At 47.9% G+C, this 18,567-nt stretch carries 13 protein-coding genes and 2 tRNA genes; 5 read left to right on the plus strand and 10 right to left on the minus strand.

Annotated features, from left to right (window positions below):
* Positions 1 to 5 precede the first annotated feature (5 nt).
* The 3 genes from ON05_RS12420 (at position 6) to ON05_RS12430 (ending at position 1,913) form a co-directional block, all read left to right on the plus strand.
* A tRNA-OTHER gene (locus ON05_RS12420) sits at positions 6 to 127 on the plus strand.
* Between the two features lie 7 nt (positions 128 to 134).
* Positions 135 to 258 (plus strand) — tRNA-OTHER (locus tag ON05_RS12425).
* A 56-nt stretch (positions 259 to 314) separates the two neighbouring features.
* Entirely contained in the window at positions 315 to 1,913 is a 1,599-nt protein-coding gene (locus tag ON05_RS12430; RefSeq protein WP_010471931.1) for a TROVE domain-containing protein, read from the plus strand.
* A gap of 118 nt (positions 1,914 to 2,031) precedes the next feature.
* Here the strand turns inward: ON05_RS12430 and ON05_RS12435 are convergent, their stop codons facing one another.
* The 10 genes from ON05_RS12435 to ON05_RS12480 form a co-directional block, all read right to left on the minus strand.
* Positions 2,032 to 2,655 carry a hypothetical protein gene (locus ON05_RS12435; RefSeq protein WP_010471930.1) on the minus strand — a complete coding sequence of 208 codons (624 nt, stop codon included), beginning with the start codon at positions 2,653 to 2,655 and terminating at the stop codon, positions 2,032 to 2,034.
* 95 nt (positions 2,656 to 2,750) lie between these two features.
* A complete protein-coding gene (locus ON05_RS12440) occupies positions 2,751 to 3,398 on the minus strand; it encodes a class I SAM-dependent methyltransferase (RefSeq protein WP_010471929.1) in 648 nt (215 codons plus the stop codon).
* 160 nt (positions 3,399 to 3,558) lie between these two features.
* On the minus strand, positions 3,559 to 3,828 hold the full coding sequence (locus tag ON05_RS12445) for a glycosyltransferase (RefSeq protein WP_139025679.1): 270 nt from the start codon (positions 3,826 to 3,828) through the stop codon (positions 3,559 to 3,561).
* Positions 3,829 to 3,924: 96 nt separating this feature from the next.
* Positions 3,925 to 4,650 carry a class I SAM-dependent methyltransferase gene (locus ON05_RS12450; RefSeq protein ID WP_010471925.1) on the minus strand — a complete coding sequence of 242 codons (726 nt, stop codon included), beginning with the start codon at positions 4,648 to 4,650 and terminating at the stop codon, positions 3,925 to 3,927.
* Between the two features lie 1,669 nt (positions 4,651 to 6,319).
* Complete coding sequence (locus tag ON05_RS12455) at positions 6,320 to 7,798, minus strand: glycosyltransferase family 39 protein (RefSeq protein ID WP_039779640.1); 1,479 nt, start codon at positions 7,796 to 7,798, stop codon at positions 6,320 to 6,322.
* 576 nt (positions 7,799 to 8,374) lie between these two features.
* Positions 8,375 to 10,966: a family 16 glycoside hydrolase gene (locus ON05_RS12460; RefSeq protein WP_010471921.1), complete on the minus strand. Its 2,592-nt coding sequence runs from the start codon at positions 10,964 to 10,966 to the stop codon at positions 8,375 to 8,377.
* A 295-nt stretch (positions 10,967 to 11,261) separates the two neighbouring features.
* The gene (locus ON05_RS12465) at positions 11,262 to 11,534 is read right to left on the minus strand and encodes a hypothetical protein (RefSeq protein WP_029315114.1); all 273 of its coding nucleotides are present in this window, start codon (positions 11,532 to 11,534) and stop codon (positions 11,262 to 11,264) included.
* Positions 11,535 to 11,742: 208 nt separating this feature from the next.
* On the minus strand, positions 11,743 to 12,477 hold the full coding sequence (locus ON05_RS12470; RefSeq protein ID WP_010471918.1) for a TrbI/VirB10 family protein: 735 nt from the start codon (positions 12,475 to 12,477) through the stop codon (positions 11,743 to 11,745).
* A gap of 111 nt (positions 12,478 to 12,588) precedes the next feature.
* Positions 12,589 to 13,977, minus strand: coding sequence for an IctB family putative bicarbonate transporter (locus tag ON05_RS12475; protein ID WP_010471916.1), 1,389 nt, complete (start codon positions 13,975 to 13,977; stop codon positions 12,589 to 12,591).
* Positions 13,978 to 13,982: 5 nt separating this feature from the next.
* Positions 13,983 to 14,666, minus strand: a complete 684-nt coding sequence (locus tag ON05_RS12480) for a response regulator transcription factor (RefSeq protein WP_010471913.1) — start codon at positions 14,664 to 14,666, stop codon at positions 13,983 to 13,985.
* A gap of 96 nt (positions 14,667 to 14,762) precedes the next feature.
* Between ON05_RS12480 and ON05_RS12485 the strand changes: the two genes are divergently transcribed.
* Together ON05_RS12485 and ON05_RS12490 are read left to right on the plus strand one after the other, a co-directional pair.
* The gene (locus ON05_RS12485) at positions 14,763 to 15,167 is read left to right on the plus strand and encodes a hypothetical protein (protein ID WP_010471912.1); all 405 of its coding nucleotides are present in this window, start codon (positions 14,763 to 14,765) and stop codon (positions 15,165 to 15,167) included.
* Between the two features lie 28 nt (positions 15,168 to 15,195).
* Entirely contained in the window at positions 15,196 to 18,444 is a 3,249-nt protein-coding gene (locus ON05_RS12490) for a leucine-rich repeat domain-containing protein (protein WP_010471910.1), read from the plus strand.
* The last annotated feature ends 123 nt before the right edge of the window (positions 18,445 to 18,567 follow it).

Consider the following 18,567-nt stretch of genomic DNA (forward strand, 5'->3'; position numbering starts at 1 on the left):
ACCACGGGCGGATAGTTCAAAGGTAGAACGCCTTAACCCCCTTGTTCACAACTTATCCGCAAGGGTCGAAGAATTAGGGTTATCGCCTGCAACGCGGGAAATAGGGGTTCGAATCCCCTTCCGTCCATCCCCTGGAGTGGGTCGCTCAAACGGTAGAGCACCATTTATTGCCCGCAAGGGCCGCAGGAAATAAGGTTATCGCTTTTAACGACTTGTCCTTTATCCGTCGGGATGCGGGTTCGACTCCCGCTCCACTCCCTTTCCCTAGATGGGAATTACAGCTTTTTTATTGCCCAGTCGGGCCGGAGATGATCATGACTTACAAATTTTTTACCAACACTGCCCGTACCCCTCAGACCCAACCGATTCCTGGCCGTGCCGCTGAAATGGTGCAAGGCCGTTCTGGAGGCTATATGTTTGACCCTGGTATTTGGGGGATGCTGCGCCGCTGCCTACTAATCGGTACCGCCCAAAGCACCTACTATGCCGATAAACATGAACTAACCGATGACTTTATCCATGTCGTCCAGCAGTGTGTCTACGAGAATCCCCAGCGCACCGCTGAAGAGATTCTCTATGCCAGCGATGGCCGTTCCATCAACAATAGTGCCCCTATCTTGGCCTTAGTGCTTTTATCCATGGGGGACACCCAAACCGCCAAGCAGGCATTTGTGGAGCTGTTCCCGCAAGTGGTGCGAACAGGTAGCCATTTCTACGAGTGGTTGAACTATACCAAGTCCTTACGGGGCTTCGGTAAAATCATTCGCCAGTGCGGAACGGCATGGCTCTCTAACCCCGATGCTAAGGCTCTGGCCTATCAGTTGCTGAAGTACCAGCAGCGTCATGGCTTTACCCACCGGGATGCCTTACGGCTATTCCACGTCAAGCCTATCAGTGCCGATCACCAGGCCCTTTATCACTGGGTGATCCAGGGTTGGGAGACCTTACCTGAAACCACTCCTGACGCTTTAAAGCAAATTTGGTGGTACGAGCGGGTCAAGCGTCAGCCAGAGGCTACCCATGAGGCGATTACCAAAGGTCGCTTAACCCACGAGATGATCGCCCCCATTGGTCAGATGGATCAGCGGGCTTGGCAGCTCCTCTTAGATGGAATGCCTGTGGGAGCCCTATTGCGAAATCTAGGGTCTTTGACGGCACTAGGTGTTCTCCAGGCCCATAAGAGCAAAAACCTCAAGCGAGTGGCGGCAATGTTAACCAACAAGGAGCGCTTGCGCAAGGCTCGGATTCATCCGATTGATGTGCTCAAAGCCCTCAAGACCTATGGGTCTGGGGGCCAGGTGGGGCGGAGTCGCAAGACCTGGACCCCCATCGCCCGTGTCACCGATATTCTCGAAACAGCCCTTGAGCTATCGTTCGAGACGGTTGCCCCAACGGGCAAGGTGTTTATGCATGCCATCGATGTCTCCGGGTCGATGTCTTATTACATCGTCGGTTCTGTAGGTCTAAGCTGTTGCGAGATTGCCACGGCGATGGCCCTAGCAACGGCCAAAGCTGAGCAGAATTATGCAATTCGTGGGTTCTCAACCCAGTTCCGTGATTTGGGTATCACGGCCCGAGACAGCTTCCGCGATGCGCTTAAGAAGGCAACGGATAACAACTTCGGAGGCACCAATGCAGCGGTGGCCTACGAGTGGGCGATTCAGCATCGCTTCTATGCCGATGTCTTCTGCTTCTGGACGGATTCTGAGTCCTACGCTGGACGACAGCATCCGAGTCAGGCACTAGCGGAGTATCGACGTCTAGTAAATCCAAAGGCTAAGGCGGTCTACGTGACTCTAGCCCCTTACCAGCTCTCCTTAGTGGATCCTAAAGATCCATTATCTTGGGACTTCGGTGGTTTCGACCCTGCTGCCCCACGAGCCATCCAAATGATTGCTCAAGGAGAGATTTAAAAAATAGAGTTTGTTGATCATGATGAAGATCAACAAACTCTATTTGTATTTATGAAGTAGCTTCTTGAAGTAAAAGAGCATATTTATACTTGCTACGAAGAATAAATTCAACAACACCCTAATTTACTTTAATCCAGCCTTCAACAATAGCCTTGCCAACATTAATATATGGGTTATCAAAAAATTCTGTTATAGCTGTTTCGCTTCCAGACTTCAATGCACTAACCACACGGTGTTTGAAGCTAGGAGTTGTTTCATCATTAACAAAAGTTATCTTATCGGACTCATTTGCATCGGGATTATCAACTGCTAACACGTTGAGAAGTCGCTGTATTTCCTCTGCAGCTTCTGCTAAAGTTTGTTTTGGCTCAGACTGATGAAATGTATTGTGATCTGAACGAGCACCTTTTCCGACAGCACCCGCTTGCCCGATGTTGTAAGTATCGCCACTCATATAATTCTCCACAACTACATTAGGAGTAGATCGCCCTTTGACAAATTGATTAACAAAATCTCCTACTTTAAATAAGAAGTTATCTTGCGAGCATTGAAACGGTTTAATACCCAAGTCCTGGATACGATACTTTCTCTCTAACACAAACCCCTGTGGGACTTCTTTAATGTTTAAGTCTGAAGCTTTAATATTGGCTATCCAGAACTCACTAACATGAGAATCATCAAATAAAGCGATGTATAGTTTTCTCTTCTTATAGAAGAACTTTATTTGGTTCACCCAAGCCATATTTCAATACTTATGCCAAAATCTTTTGAGTTAATTTTCTAATTTAGTTAAATAGTACAGCTACAATCATCATTTTAACAAAGACAATTAAACACCTAATAAATCTTCGACAGCAGAACTACATCATTTCCTGAAACCGTTAAAGCGGCCTGCCAATGATTGGCCAACCATTCAAACGTCTCAATCGAAAAGAAACACACATGCGTCAGATCGCTTTTGTAATGCCAGCGAGCAAAAGCTGCCTGATCAATAACGCGCTTAGTCATAATGCCCAATACGCCATTGGGCTTGAGGCAAGACCATAACCGTTCCAATTCCCGTCGAGGATGGTGGAGATGTTCAACCACCTCAGACGCAGAAATAAAATCATACTGTCGCTGCAAAACCCTAATATCTGGTGCATAGAACAGATCGTAGAGTTCCATAGCATGCCCAGCTTCCTCAAACATGACCGATAGCGTCGGTCCTGGCCCCGACCCAAAATCGAGTCCACAGCTCTGGGGAAGTAAACACTGGGACAAAGGCAAAAAAAGTCGATTCAGAAAACGACGATACCCCAAATCCTCAGCAGAATTTTCGTGACTATCGTAGATAGCCTTCTCAGCTTGGGCTGACAAAAACTGATGAGGAAGTACAAAGACTAACAGACACACCTGACAACGAAAATAGGTGCGACTATCTTGGTGAAAAGCGCTAGTTTGAAGGGACTGACATAACGGACAACACCGATCTGAATTAGGCATTATCTGAGTTGCCCGCATCGATGCCGACCAGCGATGAGTAGAAATCAGTGATTTGCACCACGAAAAGCCCCTGAATCGATCTCGTCTGGAATTGAGGTTCGCAGATCTACCAGGATGGCATGGAATCTCTTCCACTGTGGGAAATCGTATTCAAAACCACTCAATCATCAGAATTTCGGTTTAAGGGAAGATGGTTCTTTTTCATCCCCCCTTTCAGATCCATCATGCGTTCGATTTCCTGAGGATCGCCTAGGGCGGTATCCGGTCGCAAGCGATGAAAGGTCAGGTTCAGAGACTCAATGATGCCTTGATATTCTCGATGAGTTGCGAAGACCAGATTATGGCCCCGTTGCTGTAGTGCTCGTGCGATCGCAACCAAAGGATACAGATCCCCAAAAGAGCCCATGGCGGCTAGTACAATCCGGCTAATTGTTTTGCCTCCTACCCGTCGCCTTGGGCTTTATCCTATTTTTTGGCATTCCAGTTAGCAACACCACTCCTGGCCAAGGAAGCCTCAGCAATCAGCTTATCGACCTAAATTCAGGTTTCGATAACCCATCAGTCTGCGAATCCCATCTAAAACACCCGTAGGCAACTTTAAAAGAACATATTGGTGAAGCAGCATCAGCGTATCGGGGAAGGCTTTTTTCAAGCGCATCGACCACCGAGCTAGGGTGTCAGTCACCGTTTGAGAACTACTTTTCGTTGCATACGTCGTGGTCCCCGTGAACCCAATATGCTTGAAATCCTTAGATTGGAACAGATATTTATCCACAACTCGTTTGGGTCCTAAATAGCCCATCAGCTGATTGAACGGGCTACTGGTTGAATCATGAAATGCAATGATACCGCCTTCTACAACAAAGCGAGACCAAAGCAGAAAATCTTGCTCTACCATGTCATGCTCATGGTTGCCATCAATAAACAGGAGACCGATCGGTTGAGTCCAGCCTTCGCATGCATCTGCTGAAGTTTTGACAATTGGAGTGACTAGCTCCCGAACCCCAGCACTCGACACATTATGTTCAAACTCTTGATAAGAATCATCTTGGTGGGGGTCAATCGCATAGATATGAACGTTTCCACCTTCTGCTGATCCTTGGCTGAGACAAATCGATGATTTACCCTTCCAAGAGCCTATTTCAACAATGACCGTGCCAGGAGGACAAGCCTTGGCCTGTGAATAGAGGAATTGCGCTTCTGTATCAGTAAGCCATCCCTTCACATAGTCAGGAATATTAGGAGTATTCATTTCAAAAAATAGATTAATACGAACGTTTGCAGTCGTTACTACTTATCAACAGGGAAACTTTCCATACTAATTCCATGCAAAAGCATGGCTAATCAGCGAAGCAAGCTTAACAGCCTTTCAGCACTTACAAGTGTTGATAGAGAGTATTTTTGGGAGACTTGGTATTAACTTTAAAGAGTATAAATAAACAACAAAATAAATTCAAGTGACTAAAATCACAAAGCAATAATTCTCATCATGGAAGCCTTACATGCTTAAGCCTCTTAGAGATGCTTATATATTTTTAATACGCCTATTCAAACGTATAGGCAGCAGCTCACAGGAAAAAGTTGTTCTACCAGATAACTAATTTAATCCCATCTATGACATCGCTCAAACTCTATATAGATTGGACCTCAGAAAAAAGCCAGACAAATTAAAAGCTCGTATAATTGTTATCCCATAACGGATATAGCGATTTAATTCTCACTTTGATAAGGGGTTTACCGAGATCATCCTATCGACATAGAAGGACCAACTATTCTCGAAGAACTTAGCTTTTAAAGTCAGGGATATTTGACATTTATAAAATTTAAATTCCCATATATGACTGCCTATATCTTTATCTTGAGCCCAACCCATCAAGAATGAATACTCACCCAATTACTAGAACGGTTTGTTTTAAAAAACACATGCAAAGATAAATGGAATATGAAAGGAAAATAAGAAAATCTGCTGAAAGTATCAGAGCCAATAGACAGTAGTAGAACAGGATTAACATCAACCCTGCTGGAACCCTTTAACATGGCAGCATATAAAGATTTGTTCTCCGATTCATACAGGAGAACAAGCTCAAATATTTTAAACCCAGTCATTGATACAGACAGTAATGATCCTCACAAAAGCGAATATCTTTGAACCAAGACAAGCCCCTTTCAATACCCTCTATACCAATGCTTGCCCTTACTTTGAGGATGTGCCTGATCTTGACAAGCTCAGAGACTGGCAGAGCGCTACCCCATCGTCTACAGTCAGATTCAGCAACACAATACTTCGGCCTTCTTTCATACGCATCGCTGCAGGTATCAATAGCAATCATGGGTGGTGAGCACGATTGGGATGACAGACTTCTATAGAGATGACAGCAATGCAATCCATGACAGTGAGCACTGTTTGCCAGTAACATGCCAAAGCCAGCACGATTGGAGGCACCCGTTTCACAACGAGAGTGACTCAAAGCGAAAAAGTCTCCCGCCAGTGGGGAGGGGAAATTCCTTGAAGGTACGGTAGCCACAGTCATAGAAGTGATGACGATGATCATCCCTTCACGGATGCTTAAGCGAGACCGATAGCGCTTACCTTGCTTCTCACCAAGGAGGGCATGCGGGGTATCAGTTATCGCGTTTCACAGTCATAGTAGAAATCATCAGCATCAACAAAAGATTTCAGTTCAATCGAGGTCCGTTAGACTGGCAGGCATAAATGAGGTGTAGCGGGTCAATATCGAGAATCTTAGCCCCAGCATTTTTTAATTCAACCTTCTTCGGTCAAACTCACCTATTCTCAACAAAAAGCCCAATTGCGGAGAATGATGGACCCTCCAGATCACCGCTTTTACCACCAGAGATTGATTCAACAATCAAGCAGATCGTTTGCCTTCATCAGTCCACCCTATAAGCTCAGTCAGGTATTATTTTGACTTCGGCGTTAGGAGGAAAAGATCAACATCTTCAAATTCCTGCTTCTTCTGCAGTGTAAATTTATCGACGACTGCCTGGCGAAAGCGATCATGCCCCTCCTCGTCAACAAATGCCGTATGTTCATAGGTCAACCACAAACGTGAATCGAACGCTGGAATATCCTCTAAAACCTGATCAATTTCCTCTGGCAGTCTCTTCTTACTAACAATGTCCATAAATTGGGTGGGCGCTGACCCCCGATAATAATGCTTGAACAATGTTGGGTTTGCATGAATTGCAATGTGATCGCCCGCCTGCTCACTCTTAGAGATAGTTTGAACCACTCCTCGCCAATCGGATCGATGGCTGGTGGCGTAATAGCGAAATAAGCCACCACCAACGACAATCGAGTACAGAATGACAATACCCAATGCAATTGGCCACTTCCACTTCCACATGCGGGTAAACCCTGCCGCTAGCATCACTAGAGCATAGGGGGCCGTAAACAATAAGTAACGCTCAACCCATAGAGAACTCGTGAGATGGGACACCACAAACACTGCAGCCTGAGGAATAAACCACCACACAATAATCCAACCCACCGATGATTTCCAAGGTTTGGTAGCGATGAGAAAAATTACAATTCCGACTAACACCAAGGTGTAGGCATTAATCAACCAACCTAACGCAGCAATATCAAAAGGCGGCTTGACTGACCAAATCGTAAATCGGGTCAACATACCCGGTAAACTCTTCAAACCTGGCCGAGGTTGGTACTGTGCCCAAGTTAGGAGAACATCCCCACTCCCTTTAGCTGTAATTAGAAAGGTCGGTAAACAAGCTGCCCCCAGAAATAAGGCAGAGACACCAAACATGAATAGTAGTTTGCGATGCCGCCAAAACTGCAATCCAACCAGAAAAAAATCAGCAAAGACCAGGGCGATATTGAGGGGCGCTGTCACAAACATCAGCCACCGTGCAATCGCCCATGCAAAAAAAGGCGCTATTTTACGCTCTTGCAACGCAATGGTCAGGGCGAGGGTTCCTGCTAGTCCTAGACAAGTCCCCAAGGCATACATGCGAATTTCTTGGGCATGGTTGATAAATAAAGGAGACAGGGTCAAAAGCAGCGCTGAGATAACACCTGTAGCTTTGCTATCCAGCCGTTGCCCTAATACATAAATCAAGCCAACACTAGCCAAAGCAAACAGAACCGATAAGCTTCTCATCCAAAATTCACTGGTTCCGAGTTGCATCCATATATGCAATAGGAAAAAGTAAAGGGGGCGTGAGATTAAAAATTTTGATCTAATATTATTCGCATCGCGAATACTAAAAACCTCATCATTCCAGAGGCTTTCACTATCTAGCTGATAGAAAAATAGAAAAATTGCAAGAAGAAAAACAAGGCCAAACGGCAGGAACTCTTGGATCGATTTATTGCCACTAAACCTAGTGTCTAAGGATGTTTTTTGCATCGGTTTCTGCATCAGTAATCAATTGAACTGAAATCAGTGATTCAGTTGGCAATTTGCGGGTTGACTGTAGGGGAAGAATTTATTTTGCTCCTAGACCATAATATCTAGCCATGTGTAGTTATGTCACGAAGACAAGTGTTTGCATCATGCTCTTTGCAAATCTGGATCATGGTAAAAGAAGCTGCATTAATATTGTCTAGTGCTGAAAAAACGGGCGTCTGATTATTTTTGATCTAGGAAAATCGCGCTTCAGTTTAGGTCTGTCAGCCAGTGCCCATCCACTAAAAAAATATTCAGAGGCGTAGCAATGGGATCAAATTTACAGCTCATTCAGGCAGACCACTGGACTGGAAGCCGCCCTTCGGTCAACCCTCCCTTCAACCCGAATGATTCAATGAGGGCTTCAAACACTGATTACAGGGACACTTCTTGAAATAGGCTGTATTTCAGGCAGGTGCTGCGTTTAATCCATTAGAAAAGTGTTCGATGAATTGCCCAAATAGTCATGAATAATGCAGGTTAAAACCCATGCATCACAAAAAAAGGAGATCAGCCGATCCCCTTTTTGAGGGTTCAGGCAGCCCAGCGCTATAGCGGCCGGATGCGAATATTCCGAAACTGCACTACTTCGGTATGGCACTGCAAACCAATAAAGCCATCTGATCGCTTGGTTCCATCACTATTTGGAGCATTCTCTTGCCCCGGAGGCTGCAGTACAGGGAACGTCCCTTGAGACACCAGCTGGTCGTTGAGTTTCACCTCAATCTGATCTCCTTCTAGCCTAATTTCATAGCTATTCCAAAAATCTCGACTACTGTCAGTCCGGGAGCTAATTTGCTTGGCAGCCCATTGTTGTGCGGGGAAGACTTCGTACACGGCTCCTGTTCGATGGAACGGACTGCCATACACACTATTTCCAGGATTAAACTGTAAGCCTCGCTCATCAATTTGGACTTCGATGGATGAATTGTAGAAGTTTTCACTATCGAGAATCAGTGGCCTAGGGATGCGGAGAAAAATACCGGAATTGGCGGTAATATCAAAGCTTTTCCACTCTAGCTTGAGAATAAAATCACTAAAGCTAGCGAGGGTATACCATAGGACACCGAGGACACTATTAAACCCAGGATTTTCAATCCCCGCACTCAGAATCGGTTGATCGGCATTGACATCAAAGAAGGGGATTTGGCCGTCAAACTGGCCCCCCACATATTGCCAACCATCCGCCCCATAGTCGCCCGTATAAAGGGGCTGAAATCCAGCTTCATCGGTGCTGGGCGTAGCAGGTTGATATCGCTCCACAATCGAACGGGCTACCTTGCGAGCCAAGGCTAGACCGGTGGGAACGGGATTAGCCGATCCAGCTGTGGGGAAGAGGGCTTGATCGGCGCAATAGGCGTTATAGATATGGTGAAATCTGCCATTCACATCTGTGACTGAGTTGCGGAAATCGGTTCCCATCCAGAGGGTGCCGCACTCATGGTAGGTGGTGCCAATCCCATCTTCGTCACTCGTCTCCCTATCTGGATCAAAATACTGAATATTGCCATTGGGGTCAGTCTCGGTGGCACTGGCAAGGGGTTGACCTGCCAAGGTAGCGATCAAGTTAAATGCAGAACCGGACTGATCTCCTCGCACTTTTTGATCAGCAGGGGTTTCTACAAAGCGAACGTAGGCTTTGGGCACCCGCAGTTCTTGACCATTTTCAAAATAGAGATCATCTCCTGTACCGCCAAAGGGATTGACATTCATCCAGCTGGTGGGGGAATTAATATTGCCAACGGCAGCAGTTTTATCACCAAACATTTCCCCGCAGGTGCGAATGCCGATCACGATGCGATCGCTAATCGGTTCTGCCGTTTGTGCTGCCAAGATTTTGTCTAACTCCTCAAAGTTAGGCACCATCCGGTAGAGGAATTCCTCGGGGTTATTGGCGGCTCCGGGGAAAGCCGAGGTATTCATATTGGGGGCTGCATAGAACTGAAAATGGAACTGTCCTTCACCCGCAGGGGTATCGGTTTTGCCCCGAATATTAAGAGCAGCGGTTTGCAGTTCAGTGTCAAGCTGGTTGGGAACCCCCAGAAGATCACGCTTCACTTTCCAGACAAAGTTGCCGCGCACATGGGCCATTAAATTACGGCCCATGAGCTCTCCATTGGGGGCTAAGGCTGCAGGCCGAGGGAAAGAATTGAGGGCAAGGCGTGTGGAATTGATGGTATTCCCGGCCAGAACCACGGAGGCACTGGGCTGGAGCGGCAATCGAACCACTTGGGCCTGGGCAGGGTCTTTGGGATTATCGGCAAACTGATTTTTCAGGGCTACTACGACTTCCGTCACCACCCCATTCACGGTTTCGAGTTTCAAGACTTCGGCATTGGGAACCAGAAACAGGCGACGATCGGCGTTATTGGCATTGGTTTGATCATTATCTTGACGAATGTTATCGAGCAGCAACGGCAAACTGCTGAACTTATCCATACTAAAAAGCCCCGAGCCAGGGGATTGACCGAGGACGGCAATGGGGGCATCTTCCACAGTGGTTAAGCGTTCGTTCTCGCCTAGAACACTACTGGCTCTCTGCTTGAGGATGTCGAACAGATCGCCATTGATAAAATCGGCAGCGGGCACGGCCCCAATTTCGCGTTCAATAAACTCATACCCGTCAGGTTGACCCGTTTGGAGTAGGTACTCTCGCACATCATCAGGCCATTGGTTGAGATCGGCCTCGGTCAAGCGCGGTGTCCATCCCCCCCAAAACAAAGATTTTCCGCCGACACATTTATGGTGCTGGACAAACTGACCGCTATTGGCATAGTTAGGCTCCGTAATTTGAGTCCGGTCTGACTCGACGATGGGCTCCAGGGTAACACCAAATAAGCCCCCAATCCGAGTCATATTTTGGAAATGTTCACTGATTAAGAAGGGGCCTGCCTCTAGCACTAAAATCCGGGGCTGGACCGCTGCCATTTGGGTAAATTCAAAGATTTTGGTGGCACAGTAGGCACCATACATGCCAGACCCAATCACAACAACATCAAAGGGGCCACCTGTTTGGGCCGATTGGATTTCGGGCCAGGTATTGCAGACAAAGCGGGCAATTCCATCGATGGCAAAGGTTGTTCTTTGCAGATCGGGTAGGGGAAGGGGCTGACCGGTATCAGCCAATCTATTTAACGGCATGAACAGAGACTCCTTGGGATCAAGATGGCATCAAAAATCTCCCCAGGACGGCCAGAGGTAGCATCCGGGGTTTGCTCCGACTGCAGAGCAGGAGGAAAGTCCTGGTGCAACGGAGGGGAAACGATTGAGTCTTCCAGAAGAGTAAATCAGGAAATTTTGACTGCTATGGTCTTATCAGCGCCACAGGGCAGGATTATGCAGCTCTTGCTGAAGCAGGGTTTAAGATACCCTCGACTGCCCGCAACATCCTGTTGCTTGAGCAGAGGGTTGAGACGGTTGATTCTTGGACGCCTAGCTAGTCATCTTGGGAGTAGATAGAAACGCCATAAACAGCAAAACTACCGTAGACAAAGGCAGGCATGATTAACACTGCCCACCATTTTCCCAACAGCCACCAGTCATTAATGGGGGTATGAGGTTCAATATTGCTGGCAATTAGGAAGCCTATGGCTGTTGCACAGCCACCGATCACGTGGATATACAGGGGACACTTAAAGCCTGACTGCTGCCAGAGAAACAGGCCACAGAACAGAACCAATACTAGGATGCCAACTTCAAGAGGAGTCACGTTCGTCCCTTTATGCTTCGTTCTTAGATTTCCCGCTCCGGGAAGCAACCTATCATAGACTGTCGCCTGGTCCTGTGGTCTTGGTCCCCACTGCTGAAGAGAATCGCGATCAAAAAATAGACCGATACTTGCCCCCCTGGGAAGGAAGGCCAGCATCAGTCTGGCGTGAGGTTTAGTGTGCTTAGGTAAAGATCTCAGGAGATAGTGCTTAGTCGATTTTTAGATCTTTCTTTAACCGCAAATCCAGGTCGCGTTCGGGATAGATGACTACGAGGTTGCGATCTCTGGTATCAAAATCGTCATTGCGGCGATCGAAGTCATCGTCTCGTCTGCGACGATCCCCTAAAATCGTGGCTAAGACATCTCTGACGCCTTCAGAGGTGCGGGTGCGGCGGGAGGCAACCTGGCGATTGGGATAAATCACTTCAGAGAACGCATCCAGATTGTAGCGACGACCATTGGGTAAAACGATCCGCCGAGCGTCATACTGAATTCCCCCATCTCGGGAACGCAGGCGGCCTTCAATGCGGCTATTGCGGGGAATAATCACCCGGCCTGTATCGTCTGCCAGAATATCGTCCTCAATATAGAGGGTCAGATCTCGATTATCATCTTTGCGCATCACGATGCGATCGCGATTCTTGGTCGAGGTCCGTATTGTTTTGCCCTCATACAGGCGACCTTTGTTAAACCGAAAGCGATCGCTGCGACGATCTCGCCGATCATCAAACCGCTCGTCGTCATCGAATCGGTCATCATCCCCTTTGCAAAAGTAGCCGCTGCGCTCCCGCTTGCACTCGTAGCCCCACCGTTCTGCTGCTTCTGGGAAGGAGCGAGGGCGCCGATTTGAAAACTGGGCGTGGGCCGCATCGATGCCCAATCCTGAGCCCAGCAAGACCAAAGAGGCCAGGGTTGTAGGTAGGAGTCTGATTTTAGATTTCATAAGTATCACTGCCTTACAAGGAGTTCAGAGAGATTCAACAACCGATTGGTACATCCTCTGACGCCCCAGAAATCTAAATAGTTTCTGATGGGCCAGTGATTCGCCTTTTCCTTAGAGCGATACGGCGGTATCAGCCGCTGTGGTTTGGCGGTAATAGCTGGCGACGATGGCTACCGTTAACCACCACAGGGTATTGATTTCAGGGCGATACCAAACGGTATCCACAAACCCGTGCATTAACATACCGACAATGGATGCGATCGCACCCACTAACCACCAAACATCCTGGCTTTGGAGCTGACGTAGCTTGTGAAACTGCACCCAGGTTTGCTGAAAAATCAGGGCGAGTAGCCACATTAAACTGGCAAACCCAACCACCCCAGTCTCTACCAAGGTTTCCAAATAGATGGAATAGGCACTCAGGGCAGTGTAATTGGGTCTTTGAAAGAGGGGGTAAATCTGGTTAAAGGCCACATTACCCGGACCAATCCCCAACACGGGACGTTTGCGGATCATATCCTGCACACCCGCCCAGACATTGAGTCGAAAGCTATTGCTACTATCTTCATGACCGGAGAAGGCACTCAAGGCTCGGTTACGGAGAGGAGCCACAAATAAAATCCCCAAGGCGACTGCGCCCACAATCGTGCCAATGGTGAGGGGAAACACCCAAATCTGCCACAACTGAGGTAAGCGGGGCAGTACCCAATAGAGCACCATCATGGCCATCACAAAAATCGCCAGGACTAACCCTATCCAAGCCCCTCGGCACCCCGTCCAGTACATACAGGCACAGTGAACCAGCAGCATCGTCCCGGCCAAGAGCTTCGCGCCCCAACGCTGCCAAGCCACCACAGCACAGATGCTAAAGAGGATGGCAGGCAGAATATAGGCTGCCAGCAAATTGGGATTGCCCAAATAGCTGTAGACTCTGACTTCATCGGCAGTGGTGGAGTTGGGGTCCACCCAAGTAGCTAAGGCTTCTGCCCCAAAGAATTTTTGCCGCACCCCATAAATAGACACAATAATCGCCGTATGCAGATAGACGGTGATCAGCCAGGAGCGTAACCGAGGCGACCGCACCACCCGCTCCGCCAGCACAAAGACAAACACATACAGGGTCATTTTCACCAGTCCAGAGGCCGCTGCCAGCTTCACTGGCGATAGAGCCGTGGCCATCACCGTAATTCCCCAGAACAAAAACACGAGTAGATAAATCGGGGAAAATCGATGGGGTTTCAGGTCATCCGAAAGGGTCAATAGCAACCAATAGCAGCCACAAGCCATTGCCATTAATCCCGTCAGGCTATTAGGGACAAAGGGAGCCAGGGCAAAAACCGCCGTCAGCAAGACTGCACCAATTTCCTGGTGCCAGTTCAGCAGCCAACTCCCCTGCCGCCACTGGCGAAGAAAGGCAAGCAGTCGCCAGAACAGACTGCCTTGTCGCCATTGCAGGGATTGGATGTTGTTCAAGGTCAATGTCTGCCAAATGGTATTCATAAGAGTTACTGTGTCAGACCGTTCTCCAAGGCAAAGCGTACCAGTTCTGTCCGACTATTGGTGCCCGTTTTACTAAAAAGTCGGCTGACATATTTTTCGACATTGCGGACGCTGGTTTCTAAGCGACGGGCAATCTCTTTGTTCATGAGCCCAACCGCCACCAGGTCCAAGACACTTTGTTCGCGGGGGGTAAAGTCAATCTTAACGGTGGGGGTATTTTGGGTAGGTAAAGGAGCGCGGTTCATCAAGATGGCTCGAATTTCGGCCACCTGATTGGCTAGATCGGCAATATCAGTGGTGGCGTTAGCATCTTTGGCTTCTTTACGGGTCAACAGATTGGTGACGATGGCGACCAGTTCGTCCGGGTCAAAGGGTTTGGAGAGATAGGCATCCACTCCAGCGTTATAGCCTTCAATCCGATCTTTGGTCATGCCTCGGGCGGTTAAAAAGACGATGGGCAATCGCATAAATCGAGGATCTTCCCGCAGTTGGGCTAGGAATTGGTAGCCATCCACTTCGGGCATCATAATGTCGGAAATCACCAGGTCGGGAATGCGCTGTTGCAGCAGGTCCCATCCAGCTTTGGCATTACTGGCAACATCGACGGTAAAGCCGCTGTCTTCGAGGTAGGCTTGCACGGCTTCCCGCAATCCTGGCTCATCGTCTACCAATAATAAATGCCCGGTCATAGAATTTCCGTCTAATGAGTACTACTAGCTTCAGTTTACCGCCCGAATCTGTCAGTATGAGGGGTGAATTGCCGAATGAGGGATTGAGGTAGGCCGATGCGGTTAGAGTTTGTACCAGTAGAAGAGTTTTACTTTGCGATTACGCTCTGTGTGCGGGTGCTGACGGAAATTGAGAATCCTGAGTTGGTGGCTCAGATGCAGGAGAAGTTGGCGACTACGTTGGGACAGTCTTCGACGGTGGCGGCGGCTCAACAGAATAGTTTTAATTATGTGTTTCGGGTGTATGAGGTGGATTGTGCCCCGGCGGAGGAGTTGATTGTTTCGATTGCGGATTGGGGGGAGGCGTTGCGATTGAGTAGTGATTTTGGCTGGATTTTGGATGAGAATCGCAAGCCGAAGCGGACGGAGAAGTTTGGCCAGCGAGATGAGTTTCTGCAGCAGTTGAAGGCTAAGCTGCAAGCAGAGTTTCAGATTGTATTGAATGAGCCGACTCCAACCTAGAGCAGAGTAAGTCACGGAGCTTTTGTTCATGGACCAGGTAACATTGCAACGCCAACTTGAACAAGCGAAGCAAACTGGTGAGCTGTACCTCAGCGATGAGGACCTGACAAATGTGCCGCTGGCATTGGCCAAACTAGACAACTTGACTCTAATATCTCTCAGCAATAACCAACTGACGAGTGTACCTCCGGAGTTGGCCCAACTAAGAAAGTTGACGGCGCTAGACCTCAGCAATAACCAGCTGACAAGCCTACCACCTGAATTAGCTCAGCTGAAAAACTTAACTCTGCTATACCTTAGCAATAACCAGTTCACAAATATACCACTAGAACTAACTCATTTGGTAAATTTGAGGGAGCTAGACTGCCACTCCAATCAGCTCACAAGTGTGCCACCTGAATTGGCTCATTTGGAAAATTTGAATAAGCTAGACCTTCGCGATAATCAGCTGACAAGTGTGCCACCTGAATTAGCTCATTTGGAAAACCTGAAGGAGCTATACCTCAGCGCAAACCAATTGACGCATATTCCCCAAGAATTGGCCCAGCTCCGCAACTTGACTCTGCTATCTCTCAGCGCTAACCAACTGACTGGGGTACCACCTGCATTAGCCCACTTAGAAAACTTAGAAGTACTATCCCTCCGTACTAACCAGCTGACGAGTCTACCACCTGAATTAGCCCACTTAGCAAATTTGAGGGAATTATACCTCCGTTCGAACAAACTCATAAATGTACCACCTGAGTTAGCTCACTTGGAACATTTGACTTTGCTATCCCTCAGCTATAACCAGCTGACAAGTCTACCACCTGAATTTGCTCAGCTAAAAAACCTGAAAGAACTACATCTCAGCGGCAACCAGCTGACGAGTTTACCACCAGAATTTGCTCAGTTAAAAAACCTAACTTGGTTATACCTCCGCTCTAACCAGCTAGCAAACTTGCCACCAGAATTCGCACAGCTGAAGAACCTTACGGAGCTAGACCTCCGCGATAACCAACTCTCTAATATCTCACCAGAGATTTTGGCTCAAGGAACGGCAGCAATCTTGGGGCATTTACAAGAACAACTTCAAGAAGTTCGGCCTCAATGGATCTCTAAAATGCTTGTCATCGGAGAAGGCGGAGTAGGTAAATCATCTCTAATTCGGACATTACGTAATCAACCCTTTGATGCAGCAGAATCTACAACCCACGGTATTAATATCCAAACAATAGAACTCCAGCATCCCAATAAATCTGAGGTATTGATGCAACTCAATACCTGGGATTTCGGTGGTCAAGAGATCTACCATGCTACCCACCAATTTTTTCTCTCTAATCGCTCTTTGTTTATTCTGGTTTGGAATGCTCGATTGGGATTTGCACAAGGCAAACTGACTTATTGGCTTAAAACCATTCGCGCCAATGCCCCCGATTCTCCTATTTTGGTTGTCGCCACTCATATCGACGAACGCGACGCAGACTTACCTTTCAGTGAGTTCAAACAGCAATTTCCGCAAATCGTTGGTCAATGTGCCATTAGCAATAAAGATGACATAGGTATTTCAGATCTGCGCCAAGCCATTACCAATGCTGCTGCAGCCCTTCCTTTGATGGGTGAAATCTGGCCTGCCACTTGGCTGCATGCCGCCACAATCATTCGCAATTTACCGCAGGCTCAAAAATGTATTTCTCCCAACCAGCTCTGGCAGCTAATGCGTGAACAGCAAGTCAAGCAAGAACATCATGTCATTCTCGCCAAATGGCTACATGAGTTAGGAGACATCCTCTTTTTTCTAGATAGAGAAGCTCTTAATGACCTAGTGATACTCAAGCCCCAATGGGTAACTGAGTACATCAGCAAGGTTTTAGAGGCAGATGGAGTCATTGATCGTCAAGGCATCTTTACCCGCCAGTGCATGGATCAAATTTGGTCCGATCTTGAGTTATCTTTGCGCATCCATTTTCTCCGCCTTATGGAGCGGTTCGATCTGTCCTATCGCACCCTTGAGGATAAAGACATCAGCCTGGTAGTAGAGCGACTTGCCTTTGAACCATCTGATTACCAAGAACTATGGGAAAAACCCACAAAAAAAGCCCCCTGCAACCAACTCTCCATGAAGTTTCAACTAAGCGAGATCTTGCCGGGTATTCCCACTTGGTTTATTGCCCGTCAACACCGCTTCACAACCGGGAACCACTGGCGCACAGGGGTTTTGCTAGCTGATGGTCCAGAACACAAGCATCTCGGCTTAGTCAAAATTGGCCGCGATCCTGCTACTAACGTGGAATTTTTAGAGCTGACGGTGCGTGGTCCCATGCCCCATAACTTCTTTGACCTCCTCAAAGAAGGCATTGAAGTCACCCTCAAACGCTACCCCGGTCTCAAAGTCACGCGCTTTGTTCCCTGCCCAGATCCCAATCAAGAAACCTGCCGACATGAGTTTGACTACGCCAACCTGATTAAACGCCTTGAGCGTAAGCAACCCAAGAACAACATTGAATGCCCCAACTGCCTAGAAAATATCTACGTCCCCCAACTACTTTTTGGCCTTCACCCCACTACAGAAGCGGCGGTTTTCCAAAAAATTGACGAACTCAACCAAACCACTCAATCAGGTTTTTCCGACATGCATTCGGGCTTTACCGAATTACGCGAACTTCTCCAGCGTGAATTTCTTCGTCAATTTCGCCACGATCAGCAATTTCCCGAATCCCAATGCCCCAATGTCTTCGCCCTCCGCCCCGACGATCGCAGTATGTGGACCAAAGACATCGACCAAACCCGCATCAACCTCCAGCTTTACTGCCAAGCTCCCGGTCAATGGCATCCTACTAGCACTCCCGAACAACCCGAAAACGGTCTGTACACCATTGATGTACCAAAACAGTGGTTACAAGCGATGGCCCCTCATATACGACGACTCGTGCGGGTCTTTAAATATGCTTCTCCGTTGGTTAGCCCCATCCTAGGGAAAACCCTTCCCGACATTGCTGAAGCCGTCAAAGCCGACGTGGGGTTAATGAATGCCTTAGTCACCAAACTTCCAGACATTATGGACTCGCCAGAATTCCGCTGGCAGGATGATCGGCACGAGGATGAAATTGAACGACTATCGGGCTCAGCCCTTCGCTCTCTCCGCCATTTTCTAGACGAAAAAGATCCCCAGCAACATTGGGGTGGCTTAAAACGCATCCTCACCCCCGAAGGTGATTATCTCTGGCTCTGCGAGAAACACGCTCGGGAATATGCCTCCACCTACAGCGAAGACTATCCAGAACAGCGCAAACAGTGATAAGAAACACCGCCCTAGCATTGCCATCTTGCCAAGCTGCCATCTTGCCAAGCTAAGGAATGAAAAGTGATTAATACCGAGATTGCTGCCGTCTCTTTTGGCAACATCAGCTTTTGCACTCGC

Origin of the sequence: Acaryochloris sp. CCMEE 5410 (genome assembly GCF_000238775.2) — a bacterium.
Taxonomy (GTDB): domain Bacteria; phylum Cyanobacteriota; class Cyanobacteriia; order Thermosynechococcales; family Thermosynechococcaceae; genus Acaryochloris.

What these genes read in the sequence shown, in the direction of transcription:
- ON05_RS12430 (WP_010471931.1), top strand. Translation starts at nt 315, where the DNA reads ATGACTTACAAATTTTTTACCAACACTGCCCGTACCCCTCAGACCCAA.
- ON05_RS12435 (WP_010471930.1), bottom strand. Translation starts at nt 2,655, where the DNA reads ATGGCTTGGGTGAACCAAATAAAGTTCTTCTATAAGAAGAGAAAACTA.
- ON05_RS12440 (WP_010471929.1), bottom strand. Translation starts at nt 3,398, where the DNA reads ATGCCTAATTCAGATCGGTGTTGTCCGTTATGTCAGTCCCTTCAAACT.
- ON05_RS12450 (WP_010471925.1), bottom strand. Translation starts at nt 4,650, where the DNA reads ATGAATACTCCTAATATTCCTGACTATGTGAAGGGATGGCTTACTGAT.
- ON05_RS12455 (WP_039779640.1), bottom strand. Translation starts at nt 7,798, where the DNA reads ATGCAGAAACCGATGCAAAAAACATCCTTAGACACTAGGTTTAGTGGC.
- ON05_RS12460 (WP_010471921.1), bottom strand. Translation starts at nt 10,966, where the DNA reads ATGCCGTTAAATAGATTGGCTGATACCGGTCAGCCCCTTCCCCTACCC.
- ON05_RS12470 (WP_010471918.1), bottom strand. Translation starts at nt 12,477, where the DNA reads ATGAAATCTAAAATCAGACTCCTACCTACAACCCTGGCCTCTTTGGTC.
- ON05_RS12475 (WP_010471916.1), bottom strand. Translation starts at nt 13,977, where the DNA reads ATGAATACCATTTGGCAGACATTGACCTTGAACAACATCCAATCCCTG.
- ON05_RS12480 (WP_010471913.1), bottom strand. Translation starts at nt 14,666, where the DNA reads ATGACCGGGCATTTATTATTGGTAGACGATGAGCCAGGATTGCGGGAA.
- ON05_RS12485 (WP_010471912.1), top strand. Translation starts at nt 14,763, where the DNA reads ATGCGGTTAGAGTTTGTACCAGTAGAAGAGTTTTACTTTGCGATTACG.
- ON05_RS12490 (WP_010471910.1), top strand. Translation starts at nt 15,196, where the DNA reads ATGGACCAGGTAACATTGCAACGCCAACTTGAACAAGCGAAGCAAACT.